The organism is Actinoallomurus purpureus (assembly GCF_024055795.1).
Taxonomy (GTDB): domain Bacteria; phylum Actinomycetota; class Actinomycetes; order Streptosporangiales; family Streptosporangiaceae; genus Actinoallomurus; species Actinoallomurus purpureus.
This window is the reverse complement of the sequence record NZ_JAMXMY010000017.1, coordinates 149,107-165,653: the sequence shown is the minus strand read 5'-3', so window position 1 is coordinate 165,653 and position 16,547 is coordinate 149,107. Positions and strand designations below refer to the sequence as shown.

15 protein-coding genes are annotated in these 16,547 nt (G+C 70.5%); 11 read left to right on the top strand and 4 right to left on the bottom strand.

All coding sequences use genetic code 11. The features are described from left to right. Window positions 1–120 precede the first annotated feature (120 nt). Window positions 121–987, top strand: coding sequence for a universal stress protein (locus tag NE236_RS28605; RefSeq protein WP_252845281.1), 867 nt, complete (start codon window positions 121–123; stop codon window positions 985–987). Between the two features lie 157 nt (window positions 988–1,144). Here NE236_RS28605 and NE236_RS28600 read toward each other — a convergent pair whose 3' ends face one another. Together NE236_RS28600 and NE236_RS28595 are read right to left on the bottom strand one after the other, a co-directional pair. Then, complete coding sequence (locus NE236_RS28600) at window positions 1,145–1,888, bottom strand: HAD family hydrolase (protein ID WP_252845280.1); 744 nt, start codon at window positions 1,886–1,888, stop codon at window positions 1,145–1,147. A gap of 72 nt (window positions 1,889–1,960) precedes the next feature. Then, window positions 1,961–2,176: a V-type ATP synthase subunit F gene (locus tag NE236_RS28595; RefSeq protein WP_252845279.1), complete on the bottom strand. Its 216-nt coding sequence runs from the start codon at window positions 2,174–2,176 to the stop codon at window positions 1,961–1,963. Between the two features lie 358 nt (window positions 2,177–2,534). Between NE236_RS28595 and NE236_RS28590 the strand changes: the two genes are divergently transcribed. The 3 genes from NE236_RS28590 (at window position 2,535) to NE236_RS28580 (ending at window position 4,391) form a co-directional block, all read left to right on the top strand. After that, window positions 2,535–3,224: a universal stress protein gene (locus NE236_RS28590; RefSeq protein ID WP_252845278.1), complete on the top strand. Its 690-nt coding sequence runs from the start codon at window positions 2,535–2,537 to the stop codon at window positions 3,222–3,224. A gap of 148 nt (window positions 3,225–3,372) precedes the next feature. Further along, a complete protein-coding gene (locus tag NE236_RS44725; RefSeq protein WP_252845277.1) occupies window positions 3,373–4,125 on the top strand; it encodes a GAF domain-containing protein in 753 nt (250 codons plus the stop codon). 104 nt (window positions 4,126–4,229) lie between these two features. Further along, entirely contained in the window at window positions 4,230–4,391 is a 162-nt protein-coding gene (locus NE236_RS28580) for a hypothetical protein (protein ID WP_252845276.1), read from the top strand. An 80-nt stretch (window positions 4,392–4,471) separates the two neighbouring features. On the opposite strand, the gene NE236_RS28575 is transcribed toward NE236_RS28580, so the two are convergent. Together NE236_RS28575 and NE236_RS28570 are read right to left on the bottom strand one after the other, a co-directional pair. After that, window positions 4,472–6,256, bottom strand: a complete 1,785-nt coding sequence (locus NE236_RS28575; RefSeq protein WP_252845275.1) for a thiamine pyrophosphate-requiring protein — start codon at window positions 6,254–6,256, stop codon at window positions 4,472–4,474. Between the two features lie 216 nt (window positions 6,257–6,472). Then, the gene (locus tag NE236_RS28570; RefSeq protein WP_252845274.1) at window positions 6,473–6,832 is read right to left on the bottom strand and encodes a hypothetical protein; all 360 of its coding nucleotides are present in this window, start codon (window positions 6,830–6,832) and stop codon (window positions 6,473–6,475) included. 380 nt (window positions 6,833–7,212) lie between these two features. Here NE236_RS28570 and NE236_RS28565 point away from each other — a divergent pair, with 380 nt between their 5' ends. The 7 genes from NE236_RS28565 (at window position 7,213) to NE236_RS28535 (ending at window position 16,502) form a co-directional block, all read left to right on the top strand. Next, a complete protein-coding gene (locus NE236_RS28565) occupies window positions 7,213–8,124 on the top strand; it encodes a hypothetical protein (protein ID WP_252845273.1) in 912 nt (303 codons plus the stop codon). A gap of 312 nt (window positions 8,125–8,436) precedes the next feature. Next, the gene (locus NE236_RS28560; protein ID WP_252845272.1) at window positions 8,437–9,384 is read left to right on the top strand and encodes an ABC transporter permease; all 948 of its coding nucleotides are present in this window, start codon (window positions 8,437–8,439) and stop codon (window positions 9,382–9,384) included. Continuing rightward, window positions 9,381–10,271, top strand: a complete 891-nt coding sequence (locus NE236_RS28555) for an ABC transporter permease (RefSeq protein WP_252845271.1) — start codon at window positions 9,381–9,383, stop codon at window positions 10,269–10,271. Before NE236_RS28560 ends, NE236_RS28555 begins: the two co-directional genes overlap by 4 nt. Before the next feature lie 70 nt (window positions 10,272–10,341). Beyond that, window positions 10,342–11,919: an ABC transporter substrate-binding protein gene (locus tag NE236_RS28550; protein WP_252845270.1), complete on the top strand. Its 1,578-nt coding sequence runs from the start codon at window positions 10,342–10,344 to the stop codon at window positions 11,917–11,919. A gap of 10 nt (window positions 11,920–11,929) precedes the next feature. Continuing rightward, entirely contained in the window at window positions 11,930–13,780 is a 1,851-nt protein-coding gene (locus NE236_RS28545) for a dipeptide ABC transporter ATP-binding protein (protein ID WP_252845269.1), read from the top strand. Then, a complete protein-coding gene (locus tag NE236_RS28540; protein ID WP_252845268.1) occupies window positions 13,777–15,216 on the top strand; it encodes an amidase in 1,440 nt (479 codons plus the stop codon). The genes NE236_RS28545 and NE236_RS28540 overlap by 4 nt, the downstream gene beginning before the upstream one ends. Further along, window positions 15,213–16,502: an amidohydrolase family protein gene (locus tag NE236_RS28535; protein WP_372494451.1), complete on the top strand. Its 1,290-nt coding sequence runs from the start codon at window positions 15,213–15,215 to the stop codon at window positions 16,500–16,502. Before NE236_RS28540 ends, NE236_RS28535 begins: the two co-directional genes overlap by 4 nt. The last annotated feature ends 45 nt before the right edge of the window (window positions 16,503–16,547 follow it).

Below are 16,547 nucleotides of genomic sequence, written 5' to 3'. Positions count from 1 at the left end.
TAGGCGTCCTCGCAAGGAATTGGGGAGGGTCTCTGGTCCTGGCCTGAAGGTCCGAGAGTCCTTCCCCTCGGTGGGCCTTGGCCTCTGCTCGGGGAAGGCGCGGCGCGGTTGGCTGGTCTCATGACATCCTTCGACGGCACCTACGTTCTGGTGGGTTTCGACGGATCGCCGGGAGCCGAGCACGCGCTGCGCCGGGCGGTCGAGGAGGCTCGGACCCGCAGGTTGCCCCTCACCGTCTGCCACGCCTGGCACTGGCCGTACCCGGTTCCGCCCTCGGGGCCCGAGGCGCTGGAGACGGCCCGCAAGATGGGACGGCACACCCTCGACCACGGGGTGTTCGTCGCCCGGCGGATCTGCCCGGCGCTGGCGGTACGACCGCGGTTCGCGGCCGGGCCGGCCTCGGCGATCCTCATCGAGGAGTCCGAGAACGCCGCGCTGGCGGTCGTCGGCTCGCACGGGCGGGGAGGATTCGCCGGCCTCGGCGCGGGATCGACGGCCCTGCAGCTGGGCGCGTACGGCCACTGCCCGGTGATGGTCATGCGCGGGGATCCGGGGGCCGCCGGCCCCATCGTCGTGGGCGTGGACGGGTCCACGTCCTCGGAGGCCGCGCTGGCGTTCGCGTTCGAGGAGGCGGCACTGCACGGCCGGTCCGTGCGCGCGGTGTTCGCGTGCTGGGAGGCGGAGGCGATCGCGTCGGCCGAGATGGGCATGTTGCGCGACCCCGAGCAGCTCCGGACGCTCAGCGGTGCCCGGCTGGAGCGCACGGTGTCTCCGTGGCGCGAGAAGTACGCGTACGTCGAGACCGAGACGCGAGTGATCATGCGGACGCCGCGGCACGCGCTGCTGGAGGCCGCCGTCGGCGCCGGGCTCCTCGTCGTGGGGGACCGCGGCCTCGGCGGTGTCCCCGGGCTCCGGCTGGGCTCGGTGAGCCACGCGATGCTCCTCCACGCGCCCTGCTCGGTCGCCGTCGTGCGTCCCCGCCGGTGAGCGGCGCCAAGGGCGGGCACGATGCGCGGTCGGCATGCGGCATGCCGCGCTCGCCGCCGGCGCGGTGGGCACCGAACGGCGCGCACCGCACGAGCCGCTGATCGGCCCTCGCCGTCACCGAGTCTTCGGTACGTCACGGCGGTCGGGCCCCGGCGCGTCAGGCGACGGGTTCGCCGATCCGCAGGTCGGACAGGTCGGTGATGACGCTGTCGGCCCCGTACTCGGGCAGGAGGAGCGAACGCCCGCCCCGGTCCACCCCGACGACGAGGCCGAAGCCGGCGCGCCGTGCGGCCTGGACGGCGGCGAGGTTCTCCTCGATGACGGCCGTGCGCGCCGGGGGCGTCCGCATTCGTCGTGCCGCCTCCCGCAGTAGGCCGAGATCCGACGACGCCGGGAGATGGCACCCGGCCGCGTCCAGGCCGTCCAGGCGGACGTCGAACAGGCCCGCCAGGCCCGATCTTCGGAGCAGCTCGGCGGCGTATCGGTTCGCGGACACGGCCGCCGTGCGCACTCCGCGCAGGCGTACCGCGTGGAGCACCGTGACGGTGGAGGCGAAGGCCTTGACGCCGCGCCGGCGGATGGCCATGAGGAACAGTTCCTCATGGCGCGCGGTCAGGCCGCGCAGGGCGTCGTAGCACAGAGGGATCTCACAGATCGCGAGGTACTCCCGTACGCCGACCAGCGTGGTCCGGCCCTGCATGTGCCGGCGGTAGTCGGTGGCCGTGTCGAAGAACCGGCACTCCGTCTCGTAAACGGCGGCGTGCGAGTGCAGGAACGGGTCGAGTACGGCCTTCCAGGCCGTGGCCGACGTCTGGGCGGTGTCGACGAGGACGCCGTCCACGCCGAAGATCACCGCTGCGATGTCGCCACCGAGTACGCAGTGGTGGGATGTGGTCCGCATGGGCGTTCCCTTTCTCGTGCTCTCCTTCCGCACGCTTCACGACCGCCCATCCGCGACGCGTGACCGGCATGATCATGGCGGCATCACGACGGTGAGCGGCCACGAGGACGTCTTGCCGTCCAGGCTGCGGGCCGCCCGCGAGGTCAGGACGACGATGGCGACGTCGGTGCCCAGGGAGCGCCAGGCGGCGCGGACGGCCTCCGGCTCCTCGGCGGGCAGGACGATCGCTCCGGCGAGCCCGAAGCCCGTGACCTTGGCCCCTTCCCCGATGATCGCGATTTTGGCCATCTCATGCCTTTCTCTCAGGTCTTCCCTTAATCGCCGTTTCGTCACGCGGGGAACGGGGGAAAGGCGCCGCCCCGGAGGTGGCCGGGCGCCCAGCCGGGGTCGTCGGGGCCGACTGCGGGGCGCACCCTCATGGTCCGGAGGAGCGGCCGTCCGGGGGAGGGCCGCCTGGGACCCGGAAAAGGGACTTTTGTCACGCTTAGCGGCTCTAAGGGCTGGAAATCCTGTAGTGGGTCACACGCGGGACCCTCGTCCCGTCTGCGGCTCTCCCCCTCGCCTCGCCGAGCCGGGGACTCCGAGGCCGACGGACTGGCGGGAGGAGCGGGATGGTCGCCGGGGCAACCGATCCGCGGGAACGGCGATGAGCGGATCCCAGATCCCCGGCCAGGCCGGGTCCGTGATCGCCTACGTCGACGGAACACCCTCCGGGGACGAGGCCGTGAACTGGGCGATCGAGGAGGCCGGGCGGCGCGGCGCGGTCGTCCGCGTGCTGCCGAGGCGGGAGCCGGACCGGCTGCTCGCCGAGGCCGCCGACGCCGCGCTGATCGTCGTCGGATCGACCGGCTTCCTGGCCATGTCCAGCCTGGCCACCGGCTCGACCGCGATGGAGGTCGCGGTCCGCGCGGACATACCGGTCGTCGTCGTCCGCCCCGGCCTGCCCGACGCCGCGCCCGGTCCCTCGGCCGGCCGGGTGGTCGTCGGCGTGGACGGCACCGGGCTGTCGGAGGCGGCGATCCGGTTCGCGTTCGCCGAGGCGCACGACCGCGGCTGTGGCGTCACCGCCGTCCACGTCGTGGACGGAGAAGAGGACCGCGAGGCGGCCGAGGCCATGCTCGCGGGCCTCGCGGACCCGCGCCGTGACGTCCGTACGGTCGTCCGCGTCGGCCCGTCGGCCCAGGGACTGATCGAGGAGTCCGCCGGCGCCGAACTCCTCGTGGTCGGCTCGCGCGGCCGCGCCGGTCTCAGCGGCATGCTGCTCGGCTCGGTCAGCCAGGCCGTCGTGCACCGGGCGAACTGCCCGGTCGCCGTGGTCCGCGCGCCCCTCGACTGATCCCGCCGACCGGGATCCCACGGGGCGGATATGACCGATCTCGTGACCGTAGGTCAAGCGAATCCCGCGAAGATCCCCTAATCTGCGGTGGGTGCGGCTTCCTCCCAGGCGATACCGGCCCGTCCGTCGGATCTATCTCACGACCGGGGTGAGTGTCGCCTCCGTCGGCCTGGTCGCCCTGGCGGGCGCCGAGGCCGGCGACGGCGGCGCGCTCAAGCCGTTGTGGATCGCGGTCAGCATCGTGATGAGCGTCCTCGGTGCCGCCGTCCCCGGATACGAGCAGATCCGCAAGGAACGGCTGCGCAAGCAGGCCGAGCAGGCCGCGATCGAGGCCGCCGTCGACATGCGCGTGACGCTGAACGACGCGCTCGACCCGATCGTCCGGCAGCTCGGGCGCATCGCCACCGCCACGAGCCGGCAGGAGCGGAGCAACCTGCGGGAGGCCACCGTCCCGATGATCCTCGACTCGGCCGCGCACCTCATCGACGCCGAACGGGTCCGGGCCTGCTGGTTCCGCCTGGCCGACGACAAGCCGCGCCGGCTGGAGCCCGCGCAGTACGCCGGGCGCGCGGACGAGCCGGTGACGGTCTTCGAGGAGGGCACGATCGAGGGCGACTCGGTGTTCGCGATGATCCGGCACAACCAGCACGCCGTGGGGCTGGACGTCGTGACCGATCCGCCGCCGGGCTGGCGCGGCTCGGCGCAGCACGGGTACCGGTCCTTCGTCGCGGTCCCGGTGGTCGCCGGCCACCGGGCGTTCGGCATCCTGACGGTGGACGCCATCGACGTCGCCGGGGTGACCGAGGCGGAGGTGCCGTTCGTGCGGCTGCTGGCCGGTCTGCTCGCGGACGCCCTCGCGTACGGCGCTCCGGACGAGGGACTGCTGCGGATCGGCCGATGATCGGCCGATGACCGGACGGAGCCACGGCGTACGACGGCAGACCATGATCCAGATTGACCTACGCCGTGACGGCACCGACACTTGCGCATAGGAAGGGAGTGGATATGGCGGACGACATCGTCGTGCAGGACTCCGACGATCGATCGGAGCGCATGATCCGTGATCCCAAGCGTTACTTCGCGGAGGCCCGGCAACGGGCCGAGCGGGAGGTCAGACGCGAGGTCGAGGGCGGACCGCACCGATCCGAGCACGTGGAGCACGGCTAGTTAGCCGTAGGCGGGCCCCGGACGGGGCCCGCATCGGCGTGCCGGTCCGCGGTGGTCGGGCGCGGGGCCGGCCCGCGCGGTCAGTGGTGGATCAGCTCTTGGACCTTGGTCTTGATGCCCTTCCTCACGACGCCGACCCGGTCGGCGTCGCCCTTGATGACCGCCTCGGCCATGTCCTTGATCTGGGAGAACTCTGCGTACGGCGGGATCGGCGGGATGTCCGGGTCGCACCGGACGTCGAGGAGGACCGGCCCGTCCGCGCTCAGCGCGTGGTCCCAGGCGGCGCCGATGTCGCCGGGCTTGTCGACGTGGATCCCCTCCAGGCCGATCGACCGCGCGAACCCGGCGTAGGAGATGTCGGGGAGCACCTGGGACTCCTCGAACTTCGGGGCGCCGCCCATCGCCCGTAGTTCCCAGGTGACCTGGTTCAGGTCGTTGTTGTGCAGCACGGCGACGATCAGCCGCCTGTCGCTCCACTGGTCGACGTAGCGGCGGATCGTGATGAGCTCGGCCAGGCCGTTCATCTGCATCGCCCCGTCGCCGACGAAGGCGATCGCGGGGCGGTCCGGGTGGGCGAACTTCGCACCGATGGCGTACGGCACACCGGCGCCCATCGTGGCGAGCGTGCCGGACAGCGAGCCGCGGATGCCCGCACGGAACCTCAGGTGACGGGCGTACCAGTTCGCGGCCGATCCCGAGTCGGCGCTCAGGATCGCGTTGTCGGGCAGCCGTTCGTTCAGCTCCCAGAAGAGCCGCATCGGGTTGATCGGGTCGGCGCCGACCATGGCCTCGCGCTCGACCGTGCCCCACCACCGCTCGACGTTCTTCTCGATCTTCTTGCGCCAGGCGCGGTTCTTCTGCTTCTTCAGCTTGGGGATCAGCGCGCGCAGCGTCTCGGCCGCGTCGCCGACAAGGTTCACCTCGGTCGGGTAGCGCATCCCGATGAGCTTGCCGTCGACGTCGATCTGCACCGCCCGGGCCTTGCCGAACTCGGGCAGGAACTGCGAGTACGGGAAGTTCGAGCCGACGATCAGCAGCGTGTCGCAGTCGCGCATCATCTCGTACGACGGCCGGGTCCCGAGCAGGCCGATGGAGCCGGTGACGTACGGCAGGGTGTCCGGCAGCACGTCCTTGCCCAGGAGGGCCTTGGCCACGCCGGCACCGGTCAGCTCGGCGACCTTGTGCACCTCGGCGGCGGCGTTCCGGGCGCCCTGGCCGATGAGGATCGCGACCCGCTCACCGGCGTTCAGGATCTCCGCGGCGTGTTCGACCTCCCGCGGCGGCGCGACGGTGACGGGAGGCGTGTAGCCCGGGACGCTGGACGGGACGTTCTTGAACGTGTGGGTCGGCGGCTCGTACGGCTCCTCCTGCAGGTCGGAGGGGATGATGATGGCCGTCGGAGCCCGCTCGTCCAGGGCGATCCGCATCGCCCGGTCGAGGAGGTTCGGCAGCTGGGACGGGACGGTCGCCATCTGGACGTACTCGCTGGCGACGTCCTTGTACAACGACAGCAGGTCGACCTCCTGCTGGTAGTTGCCGCCCATCGCCGAGCGGGCGGTCTGCCCGACGATCGCGACCACGGGGACGTGGTCCAGCTTGGCGTCGTAGAGGCCGTTCAGCAGGTGGATCGCGCCAGGGCCGCTGGTCGCCGTGCACACGGCCGGTTTCCCGCTGAACTTGGCGTACCCGACGGCCTGGAAGGCGGACATCTCCTCATGCCGGGCCTGCACGAACTGCGGCTTGTCGTCGGCGCGTCCCAGTGCGGCGATGATGCCGTTGATCCCGTCACCCGGATAGCCGAACAGGTACTCCACACCCCACTCGCGGAGGCGTTCCACCAGGTAATCGGCGACAGTGCGCGTCATCTCTCCTCCTCGTGTGCCTACCTAGGGTGCGGTTCCCGGCGCACGCGGTTGAAACCTGCTCGGCGGGTAACCGGAGTCTTATGAGTCTTCAGCGAGATCTCGAGGCGCGGGTCGACGGGGAGGTCCGGTTCGATGCGGGCTCTGCCGCTCTGTGCGCTGACGGCGGGGTCGAAGGGTGATCCTCCCGTGGTCGCCCCGACCGGGACCGCCGGCGGGTCAGGTGGTGGAGGCCAGCGCGACGACGGTGCGGATGCGCCGGGCGACCTCGTCGATCTCCTCGATCGGCCGGATCGGCTCGGACTCGGGTCCGCCGGGGCCGGCGTCGGTCCACAGCCAGCACCACCAGAGCCGGCTGCCGTGGGACTCGATCGTGACGGACTGACTGAGCGGCTCCGCCGGTTCGATGAGGCAGGCGAGGCGGCCGTCCGGCTCCTCGGGCGCGGGCCGCTCACCGCGTACCGACAGCGTCAGGGGCCCGGTGATCGTGACGTGGAGCCCGAATCCGGTCACCGCGTCGGCGAGGGCGCGGAGCGCGTGTTCGAGCGCTTCGCGGTGGGGAGTGGGGCATACGCCCATCGGTGTTCCGTTCCGGAATCGCCGGTCTTCGAACGGGCCGTCGACACCTGCTGTTTCCGCTGGTCAATGTCGCTGTTTCTAGAGGTGCTCTGTTCTGTTGGAAATGATGCATGCGTTCCGGGTGGTGACGGTAGCCGGGTGAGTGCGGTGCGCACTACTCTGCGAATATGGACGGTCACGGCCTCCCGGAGGCGCTTCGATCGATCATGGGATTGCGCGGCTGGTCGCAACTGGATCTGGCCCGTGAGCTGGGCGTATCCCAGAGCTGGGTGTCCCAGGCTTCGCGAGGCATGCGCGATCCCGGAATCGCCCGGACGGAACGACTACTGAGCCGCGTAGGTTGGGAGGTACGCATATCGCCCATTTCGGAGGACGATCCCGTGAGGCGCAGAGAGTTCGTCGCGGCGGCCGCATCCATCACATTCGTGCCCTCTCCGAAGGTCGGCCCCTATCAGGATCCCGGTTACGTCCGGCAACTCGCCGAACGGCTCGTGCACGACCGCTATCAGCAGGGCGGAATCCCGATCGTCTCCACGGCACTGCGCCATCTCCGGAAGGTCGGACCGGCGATCAACGGGTCCGATCGAGCGCTGCAGGAGGCGTCCTCCGGCCTCGCCTGCGAGGCGGCGCGTGTGCTGTACGACTCCCGGCGCTACACCGCGGCCGAGCAGACCGGGGTCTTCGCCCTCGACCTGGCGCGCCGCTCCGGCAGCACCCGCGCCCAGGCCGACGCGTACAGCGCGCTGAGCCGCATCAACATCGACCAGCGGCGCGGTGACCGCGGTGCGATGTACGCGCGGCTCGGCCTGCGGCTCGGTGACCTGTCCCCGGACCGCCAGGCGTGGCTGCGGCTGCGGCTCGGGCGTTCCCTGGCCCTGGTCCCCGGGCGGGAGCGCGCGGCACGCGAGGTGCTGGAGGAGGCGCTGGCCGTCGACGGCCTGCCCACGCACGAGACGTCCGACATGTTGGGAAACGTCGGGGTCGCCATGCTCGGCATGCGTGAGCACGACGGAGCGCGGGCCACCATCGCCGAGGCCGTCCGCCTCGGCGCGCAGTGCTCCGCCCTCCTTTTCGTCGCCTACCAGGCGTGGGAGGTCGAGGCGGCGTTGCGGGCGGACGACGCGTCCATGGCCGCCGACCGCATGACCGCGCTGGCGCGCATCGCGCCGCTCGTCTCCTCCGTACGGGTGAACACCCACATCGCCGACGTCTACCGGCTGTCCGGCCGCTGGGCGGGCCTGCCGGAGATGCGCGACGCCCGCGAGCAACTCCGCTCCGTCATGCGCGCATGAGACGGACCCGAGGACTCCTCTGACCCCGCAGCCGCCATCGGCGCACGCCGCCGAAGACGCGAACGACCGGCTTGCCACATCGACGGGTCTTTTCCGGGCGGCAGCCATGCTGCCTGCCTGAACGCGCCGGTCCGCTGAGCGGGACGAGTCGCTTGGCCACAGCCCTTCGTCTGGGCAGGGTTCCGCCCAATATCACGTACTTAGTACGTACCCCGACGAGGAGGTCTGCGGATGCACGCGACCGGGCTGGGCCCACCGAGCCACCGTTCCGTGGCTGCGGGACTGGTCGGGCGGGCAATCGCCCTGCCACCGTTGACAGCGTTCATCGCCCGGCGGGTTCTTCGCGGGCTCGCCGTTCTGTTCGTGTTGTCGATCGTCGCCTTCGGACTCGTCCGGCTGCTCCCCGGGAATCCGGCCGACGTTCTGGCCGGGCCGTACTCCGACGCGGCGACCCGGGCACGGCTGGCTCAGGATCTCGGGCTCAACCGCCCGCTGACCGAGCAGTACCTGATGTGGCTCGGCAGGCTCCTTCACGGGGACTTCGGGGTCTCGGTCTACAACGGACTGCCGGTGCTCCAGCTCATCAAGGAGAGACTCCCGAACACCCTGGAGCTCGCCTTGGCCGCGACGGTCGTGTCGATCCTGTGGGGCGTGCCCGCCGGCGCGATCGCGGCCCTCCGCCAGGGCCGGACCTTCGACCGGATGGCCCGCGGCGCCGCCTTCCTGGGACTGGCGACCCCGGTGTTCGTCTTCGGTGTCTGTCTGGTCCTGGTGGCCTCGATCGCCGTGCCGAGCTGGCCGAGCGTTGGATTCGTCCCGTTCTCGGACCACCCGGTGCGGAACCTGCAGAGCACCGTCCTGCCGGCGCTCGCACTGGGGCTTCCCCTCGGCGCGACGCTGTGCCGGTTCATGCGCACCTCGATGATCGAGGTCTACGAACAGGACTACCTCCGCACCGCGCTGGCGACCGGGGCGACGCGCCTGCAGGCGACACTCCGGCACGGTCTGCGGAACGCGTCGGGCCCCGTGGTCACGGTGGCCGGGCTGCAACTGGCCGGCCTGGTCGGCAACTCCATCCTGATCGAGAACGTCTTCGCCATCCCGGGCATCGGCCAGCTCACGGTGAACTCGCTGATGCAGAAGGACTACTCGGTGACGCAGGCCTGCATCCTGCTGCTCGGACTCGTGTACATCGTGATGAACCTCGTAGTGGACCTGATCCACCTGCTGATCGATCCAAGAGTGGGTGGATCGCGATGAGCGAGTCGCCGGTGCTGTCCGACGCGCCCGCGGACAGGAACGAATCCCCCGAGAACGCATCCGCCGCTCGTGCCCGGCGGCGGGGTGCCCGAATCGGCGTCGGAGTCGCCGTCGGTCTCGGCCTCCTCGTGCTGATGTTCGCCCTCGCGTACGTGGCGCCCTTGATCCGGCCGTTCTCCCCGAGCGAGGTCGCCGGGAAGCCCTTCGCCGCCCCCGACGGGACCCACTGGCTGGGCACGGACGATCTGGGCCGGGACTACTTCGTCCGGCTGTGCGTCGCCGGGCGCACGTCGCTGTCGATCGCGCTGGCGGGTTCGGTGCTGGCGCTGGTGGCCGGTTCGGCCGTCGGGTTCGCGGCGGGTGTCGGCGGTCGTTGGCTCGATGCCCTGCTGATGGGCGGGGTCGACCTTCTGCTGTCGTTCCCGTCGCTCCTGCTCGGGCTGGCGGCCGTGACGGTCTTCTCGTCCTCGATGACGACCCTGATCGCGGTGCTGTCGATCGTGTCGCTTCCGCACTTCGCGCGGATCGTCCGGGCGCGGTGTGTCGAACTCCGCGAGCTGGAATTCGTTCTGTCCGCGCGGATCTCCGGCGTGCGGTCCTCGACGATCGTCGTGAAGCACCTGTTGCCGAACGTCTTTCCCCTGATGATGGTCCAGCTCGCGAACTCGGCGGCCATCGTCATCCTGCTGGAGTCGGCGCTGAGCTACCTCGGCCTCGGCGTTCAGCCGCCGACCCCGAGCTGGGGGCGGATGATCGCCGAATCCCAGAACTACCTGACGGACTCCCCATGGCTGGTCCTCGGCGCCGGCGGGGCCCTGCTGTTGTCCTCGATCGGCTGGGGACTCATCGGCGAAGGCTTCGCGACCTCACGCCGCTCTGTCGTCTGACCGGCGCCCCGCACGGCGCCGGCGACCAATCGCTCCTCCCCATCAGGCCCGCAAAGAAAGAGACAGCACCATGACCTCACGTATGCCGGTCAGGAGACTGGCGTTCACCGTGGCGGCGATCGCCGCCACGTCGATCACATTGGCGGGCTGCGGGGGCAGCGGCCAAACGCAGTCCGGTACGGGAGGCGGCACGCCCCATCGCGGCGGCATTCTCACCGTCGGCGACGAGAGCCAGCCGCTGAGCGGGCTCGATCCCATCCTGGCCCAGGCGTTCGACGCGAAGCGCTTCGCCGCACAGTTCTACGAGGGCCTTCTCTCACTCGGGTCCGACGGCAGCACCCTGAAGCCGGCATTGGCGACCTCGTGGAAGCAGACGTCGCCGACCACCTACGAGTTCACGCTGCGCCAAGGCGTCACGTTCCACGACGGCAGCCCGCTGAAGGCGAGCGACGTCGTGTTCAGCCTCAAGAGGATCGTCGACCCGGCGGTGCATTCGCCGTACGGGCCGCTCTACAAGTTCAAGGACGTGACCGCTCCGAGCGACGACAAGGTCGTGGTGAAGCTGGCCGATCCGCAGTCCTCGCTGCTGCACCTGCTCGCCCAGCCGTGGAGCGCCGGCATCGTCAACGAGCAGTGGGTCCGGTCTCATTCGGCCAACGACCTCAAGACGAAGGAGGACGGGACGGGCCCGTACAAGCTCGCGGACTTCAGGGAAGGCTCCCTGATCAAGACCGTTCGATTCGACGGCTACTGGGACAAGCCAAAGCCGTACATCAACGAGGTCGACTACCGCGTCATACCTGATGAGTCGACCCGCGTGCAGGCCATGCAGTCCGGGACCGTGGACGTCATTCAGGTCGTCCTGCCCAAGAACGCGTCCGTGCTGAAGCGCAGGTTCACGGTGAGTGACGGATACGACGTCGGCGCCTACTGGCTGGGCCTGAACACGGTGAGCGGTCCGCTGGCGAACGAGAAGGTGCGCCAGGCGATCAGCCTCGGCATCGACCGGAAGCAGTTGATCAGCGTCGGATCGCAGGGGGCCGGCGTCGCCTCGGGGATCATCCCGCCCGGGGACCCGGTCATGGCGGGCCAAACGGGAGACCTGCCGGGCACCCAGTACGACCCGAACAAGGCGAAGCAGCTTCTCGCCGCGTCGGGGGCGGGAGCCGTGAAGCTCAAGCTGGCGATCCGGTCGAACCGGCCGGACAAGCTCGCCACCGCGCAGCTCATCAAGGAACAGCTGTCGAAGATCGGCGTGGAGGTGGACATCATGCAGGTCCCCTTCGAGCAGCTGACCAGCAACCTGCTGTCCGGCAACTGGAACGCCGACATGATCCAGTTGACGTCCGCGCTCAACGCCGACCCCAGCCAGTACCTGAGCCTGTGGTTCCAGAAGGGTTCGAAGACGACGAAGGTCAACGACCCGGAGCTGTGGAGGCAGATGTCGAACGCCATCCACGAGACGGGTGGCGACCAGAAACGGCGTCAGACGTACGCGGACATCAACCGGTACGTCGCGGAGCGGGTGTACATGCTCGTCCCGTATGCCGCGCCCCCGGTGTACGACGTGTGGTCCAAGAAGCTCGCGGGATTCAAGACCGAACCGTCGAGCACCCGGATGTTCCTGAAAGACGCATGGATCGGGTGACGGAGAGACCATGAAGGTCGCAGCTGCGGACGACCCCGGACAGACGCAGAAGGACGACGCGCGGCGCGGAGAAGCCGTGCTGAGGTGCCGCGATTTCAATGTTCGCTACGGCACGGCGCCGGACAGCGTCCGCGCCGTCGACCTGACGGTTCGAGCCGGGGAGATCGTCGGCCTGATCGGCGAGAGTGGGAGTGGGAAGACCTCTGTCGCCATGGCATGCCTCGGACTGCTGCCCAAACAGGCGCACGTGTCCGCTGAGACGTTCGAGGTGTGCGGCACCGACCTGGCGGCCGCCGACGACAAGGCGCTCACGCGACTGCGCGGCAGCGAGGTCGCCATGGTCTTCCAGGACGCCATGGGAGCGCTGGACCCGAGCATGCGGGTCGGCCGGCAGATCGGCGAGGTGGTGGCGCGGCACCGTGGCCTGAAGGGCAAGGCACGGCAGAACGCGGTGCTCGAGCTGCTGCGCAGGGTACGAGTGCCGGAACCGGAGCACCGGGCCCGGCAGTACCCGCATCAGCTCTCGGGCGGGCTGCGGCAGCGCGTGGCGATGGCGCTCGCGCTGGCCGGCGAGCCACGCCTGCTGCTGGCCGACGAACCGACGACGGCGCTCGACGTCACCGTGCAGGCGGAGATCTTGCGCCTGCTGCGGACGGTCCGCGACGAGTTCGGCGTCGGGATCCTGCTGATCTCGCATGACATCGGCGTCATCGCGCAGACCGCGGACCGGGTGGCGGTCATGCGGGACGGCGAGATCGTCGAGAGCGGCGCCGTGGAGGACGTGCTCCTGCGTCCGACCTCGGACTACACCAGGATGCTGCTCGGCTCGGTGCCCAAACTGGGCGAGCGCGCCAGGCGCCGGCCGGCGGAGGGCGCGGGCGGGGGAACCGACCTGGATGGTGCCCCGCTCTTCGTGGTGGACGGGTTGAGCCGAAGTTTCCGGGCACGAGGCCGTGTCGTGCATGCGGTCCGGGACGTCTCGTTGCGGGTCGGCAGGGGAGAGGTGCTCGGCGTCGTCGGCGAGTCCGGCTCCGGCAAGAGCACCCTCGCCAAGATGCTGGTCCGGCTGGACCAGCCCAGCGCGGGCCGGCTGGAGATGAACGGAGCCGACTACGGCAGGCTGCGGGGCAAGCGGTTGAAAGCCTTCCGGCGTGCCGTGCAGATGGTGTTCCAGCACCCGGCGGGCTCGCTGAACCCGAAGCTTCGCGTGGTCACATCGATGCGCGAGCCGCTGGCCGCCGGCGGCGTGACCGGCGGCGAGGCACGGCGGCGGATCGACGAGGTGCTGGCGGAGGTCGGCGTGCCTCCGGAGACCGCGGGCCGGCTGCCCCACGAGTTCTCCGGCGGGCAGAAGCAGCGCATCGCCATCGCCCGCGCGATCGCCGCCCGGCCGCAGGTCGTGGTCCTGGACGAGCCGACCTCGGCGCTGGACGTCTCCGTACAGGCCCAGGTACTGGATCTGCTCCTCAAGGTCCAGCAGGCGGAGGAGCTGACCTACGTCTTCATCTCCCACGACCTCGCGGTGGTGCAGGCCATCTCGGACCGGGTGATGGTGATGTACGCGGGCCGGGTCGTGGAGATCGCGGAGGCGGAAGCGCTGTTCGCTTCGCCGGCGCACTGGTACACCAGGGCGCTGCTCGAAGCCGTTCCGTCACCCGATCCGCGCGACCGGCCCGAATCGGGCGCGGCGAGCCCACCGGACACGGGTGATCGGCCGGAAGAAGCCCGGGGGTGCGTGTTCGCCGCTCGATGTCCCAGGGCCGAATCTCGATGCCGGGCGGAGGCTCCGGAACTGTCCACGCTGAGTGCGGGGCATGCGGTGGCGTGCCACTTCCCCGCGGATCGGGAGGGATCGAAATGACGTCGCCGATGGACGCCGTGGCTCAGGCGGACCTCGTACGGCGGGGCGAGGCGTCACCGAGAGAGCTGGTCACGGCCGCCATCGAGCGCATCGAGGCGACGAACCCGCAGATCAACGCCATCACGCATCGGAGGTACGACCAGGCGCTCGCCGAGGCGGACACCGTGCGCCGGGACGCCCCGTTCGCGGGTGTGCCCACTCTGGTGAAGGCGCTCAACGACAGCAAGGGAGACCCGGCGAACTACGGATCCGTGTGGGTGGCCAGGCACGGCCGCGTCGCGCGGGAGGACGCCCTCATCAACCAGCGGCTCAGGGAAGCCGGGTTCGTCGTCGTCGGCCAGACCTCGACGCCGGAGTTCGGCCTGGTCTCGGTCAGCGAGAGCCGTGTCCACGGTGTCACGCGGAATCCGTGGCGCACCGACCTGACCTCCGGTGGTTCGTCGGGCGGTGCGTCGGCCGCGGTCGCCGCGGGAATGGTGCCCGTGGCGCAGGGCGGCGACGGCGGTGGGTCGATCCGGATGCCGGCCGCGTTCTGTCACCTGGTCGGCTTGAAACCGAGCGTGGGGCGCATCAGCGCGGGCCCGGGCAAGCCCAACCGATGGGGGCACAGTGTCCCCGCGGTGGTCACGCGGACCGTGCGCGACACGGCGGCGGTGCTCGACGCGGTGAGCGGCGGTGCGCCCGGAGACCGGGGCGGCCCCGCGCCCCTTCCGCCGGGTGGCCTGGCCTCGATGGTCGGTCGCGATCCGGGACGGCTCCGGATCGGGGTTCTCGCCCACGCGCCCGACCACGCCCCACAGGTCGTGGAGCCGGTGCGGGAGGCCGTCCTGGACACCGCCCGGATCCTCGAGCGGCTCGGGCACAAGATCGAGGACGCCTACCCCGAGCCGATGCTCGATCCGATGTGCCTGAAGGCCTTCTTCGACGCGCTGAGCGTCACCGCCGTCCAGACCATCGAGGCGCTGATCGCGGAACTCGGCGAGCGGCCCGGCCCCGACGATCTCGATGCCGTCGCCCGGTTCTGGATACGGCGGGGGCGGGAGATCACCGGGCTGGAACTCGCCGACGCGCTTGCCTGGCAGGGCCGGCTTCGCGCCGACATGGCGAACTGGTGGCAGGACTTCGACCTGCTGCTGAGCCCGGTGTTCGCCACGCCGCCCAAGCCGGTGGGGTGGCCGTGGGAGGAAGCCGACGGCCTCCAGAGATCGGTGGACGTGCTCACCTTCACCGCGCCGTTCAACACGACCGGGCAGCCCGCGATCGCGGTCCCCGCGACGCTCACCGAGTCCGGCGAGCCCATCGGAATCCAGCTGGCCGCGGCCTACGGCCGGGAAGACCTCCTGGTCTCCGTGGCGGCGCAGCTGGAGGCCGAACGCCCCTGGGCGTCGCTTCGCCCGCCGGTCTTCGCGGAGGAGACGCCGGAGCGCCGTCGATGACTCACGAGCAGAAGAGGTACGGCATGACCGAGAATCGCAGGCAGCACTCGCCGGCTCCGACCGTGTTCACCGGTGCCCGGCTGGTGGACGGAACCGGCGCCGCCCCCGCCGAGTCGACGGCTGTGGTGGTGGAGGGCGGCAGATTCACCTACGTCGGGCCGGAGGGTTCACGGCCGCGGATCGACGGCGCGACGGTCGTCGATCTCGACGGGCGCACGCTGCTGCCGGGGTTCTTCGACTGCCACGTGCACTTCCTCATGGACAGCAACGCCGACTTCACCGGAAGGTTGGTGACCAACCGGCCGACGGTGACCGTTTTCGAGCGGGCGCAGCGTATGCGAGACACGTTGCATGCGGGAGTCACGACGGCGCGCGACCTCGGCGGCATCGACGCCGGTTACCGGGACGCGGTGGCTCTCGGCCTGATCGAGGGTCCCCGGCTGCACGTCGCGTTGCGGTTGATGAGCCACACCGGCGGCCACGCCGACTTCAGCCTGCCGAGCGGGTACGACCCGTCGGCCCTTGTGGGGCCGTTCAGCGAGCTCGCCGACGATCCCGACCAGGTCCGGTTGGCGACGAGGCGGTTGCTCAGCGAGGGCGCCGATGTCATCAAGGTCTGCGCGACCGGTGGTGTGAACAGCCCGAGCGACCAGCCCGAGGACGAGGGCCTGACCGTCGAGGAGATCGCGGCGGTCGTGGAGGAGACCCGCCGGCACCGCGGCCGGCCGGTCGCCGCGCACGCGCAGGGCACGCAGGGCATCAAGAACGCCCTGCGCGGCGGCGTGTCCAGCATCGAACACGGCTATCTCATCGACGATGAGGGCATCGACCTCATGCTGGAGACGGGTGCGTTCGTGGTCCCGACCCTGTCGACCTTCCACATCGATCGGGGGCTCTACACGGCCGCGGCCTATGAGCAGAAGATGCGCATGGCCGAAGCCGCCGTGGACCGGCTGGGCGAGGCGGTCCGGCGTGGGGTGAAGGTGGCGCTCGGCACCGACTCGGGCGTCTTCGCGCACGGCCAGAACCTCCGGGAACTCGGCCACATGGTCAAGCTGGGCCTGTCGCCGCTGGAGGCCATCCGCGCCGGGACGCTGAACGCCGCCCAGCTGCTGGGCCTGGACGAGACGCTCGGCACCGTCGAGGTGGGAAAGATCGCCGACCTCGTGGTGTGCGACGGTGATCCGGTCGCCGACATCGACACGCTCGGCGACCCGGCGAACGTGGTGCTGGTGATGCAAGAGGGCCGGCTCGTCAAGCGCACACTTGCCGAGGCCGCCCGGTAGCGAAGACCGCATCGAGGCCGGCGGCGAACGCGTCGCGTCGCCGGC

What these genes read in the sequence shown, in the direction of transcription:
- NE236_RS28605 (WP_252845281.1), top strand. Translation starts at nt 121, where the DNA reads ATGACATCCTTCGACGGCACCTACGTTCTGGTGGGTTTCGACGGATCG.
- NE236_RS28600 (WP_252845280.1), bottom strand. Translation starts at nt 1,888, where the DNA reads ATGCGGACCACATCCCACCACTGCGTACTCGGTGGCGACATCGCAGCG.
- NE236_RS28595 (WP_252845279.1), bottom strand. Translation starts at nt 2,176, where the DNA reads ATGGCCAAAATCGCGATCATCGGGGAAGGGGCCAAGGTCACGGGCTTC.
- NE236_RS28590 (WP_252845278.1), top strand. Translation starts at nt 2,535, where the DNA reads ATGAGCGGATCCCAGATCCCCGGCCAGGCCGGGTCCGTGATCGCCTAC.
- NE236_RS28580 (WP_252845276.1), top strand. Translation starts at nt 4,230, where the DNA reads ATGGCGGACGACATCGTCGTGCAGGACTCCGACGATCGATCGGAGCGC.
- NE236_RS28575 (WP_252845275.1), bottom strand. Translation starts at nt 6,256, where the DNA reads ATGACGCGCACTGTCGCCGATTACCTGGTGGAACGCCTCCGCGAGTGG.
- NE236_RS28570 (WP_252845274.1), bottom strand. Translation starts at nt 6,832, where the DNA reads ATGGGCGTATGCCCCACTCCCCACCGCGAAGCGCTCGAACACGCGCTC.
- NE236_RS28555 (WP_252845271.1), top strand. Translation starts at nt 9,381, where the DNA reads ATGAGCGAGTCGCCGGTGCTGTCCGACGCGCCCGCGGACAGGAACGAA.
- NE236_RS28550 (WP_252845270.1), top strand. Translation starts at nt 10,342, where the DNA reads ATGACCTCACGTATGCCGGTCAGGAGACTGGCGTTCACCGTGGCGGCG.
- NE236_RS28545 (WP_252845269.1), top strand. Translation starts at nt 11,930, where the DNA reads ATGAAGGTCGCAGCTGCGGACGACCCCGGACAGACGCAGAAGGACGAC.
- NE236_RS28540 (WP_252845268.1), top strand. Translation starts at nt 13,777, where the DNA reads ATGACGTCGCCGATGGACGCCGTGGCTCAGGCGGACCTCGTACGGCGG.
- NE236_RS28535 (WP_372494451.1), top strand. Translation starts at nt 15,213, where the DNA reads ATGACTCACGAGCAGAAGAGGTACGGCATGACCGAGAATCGCAGGCAG.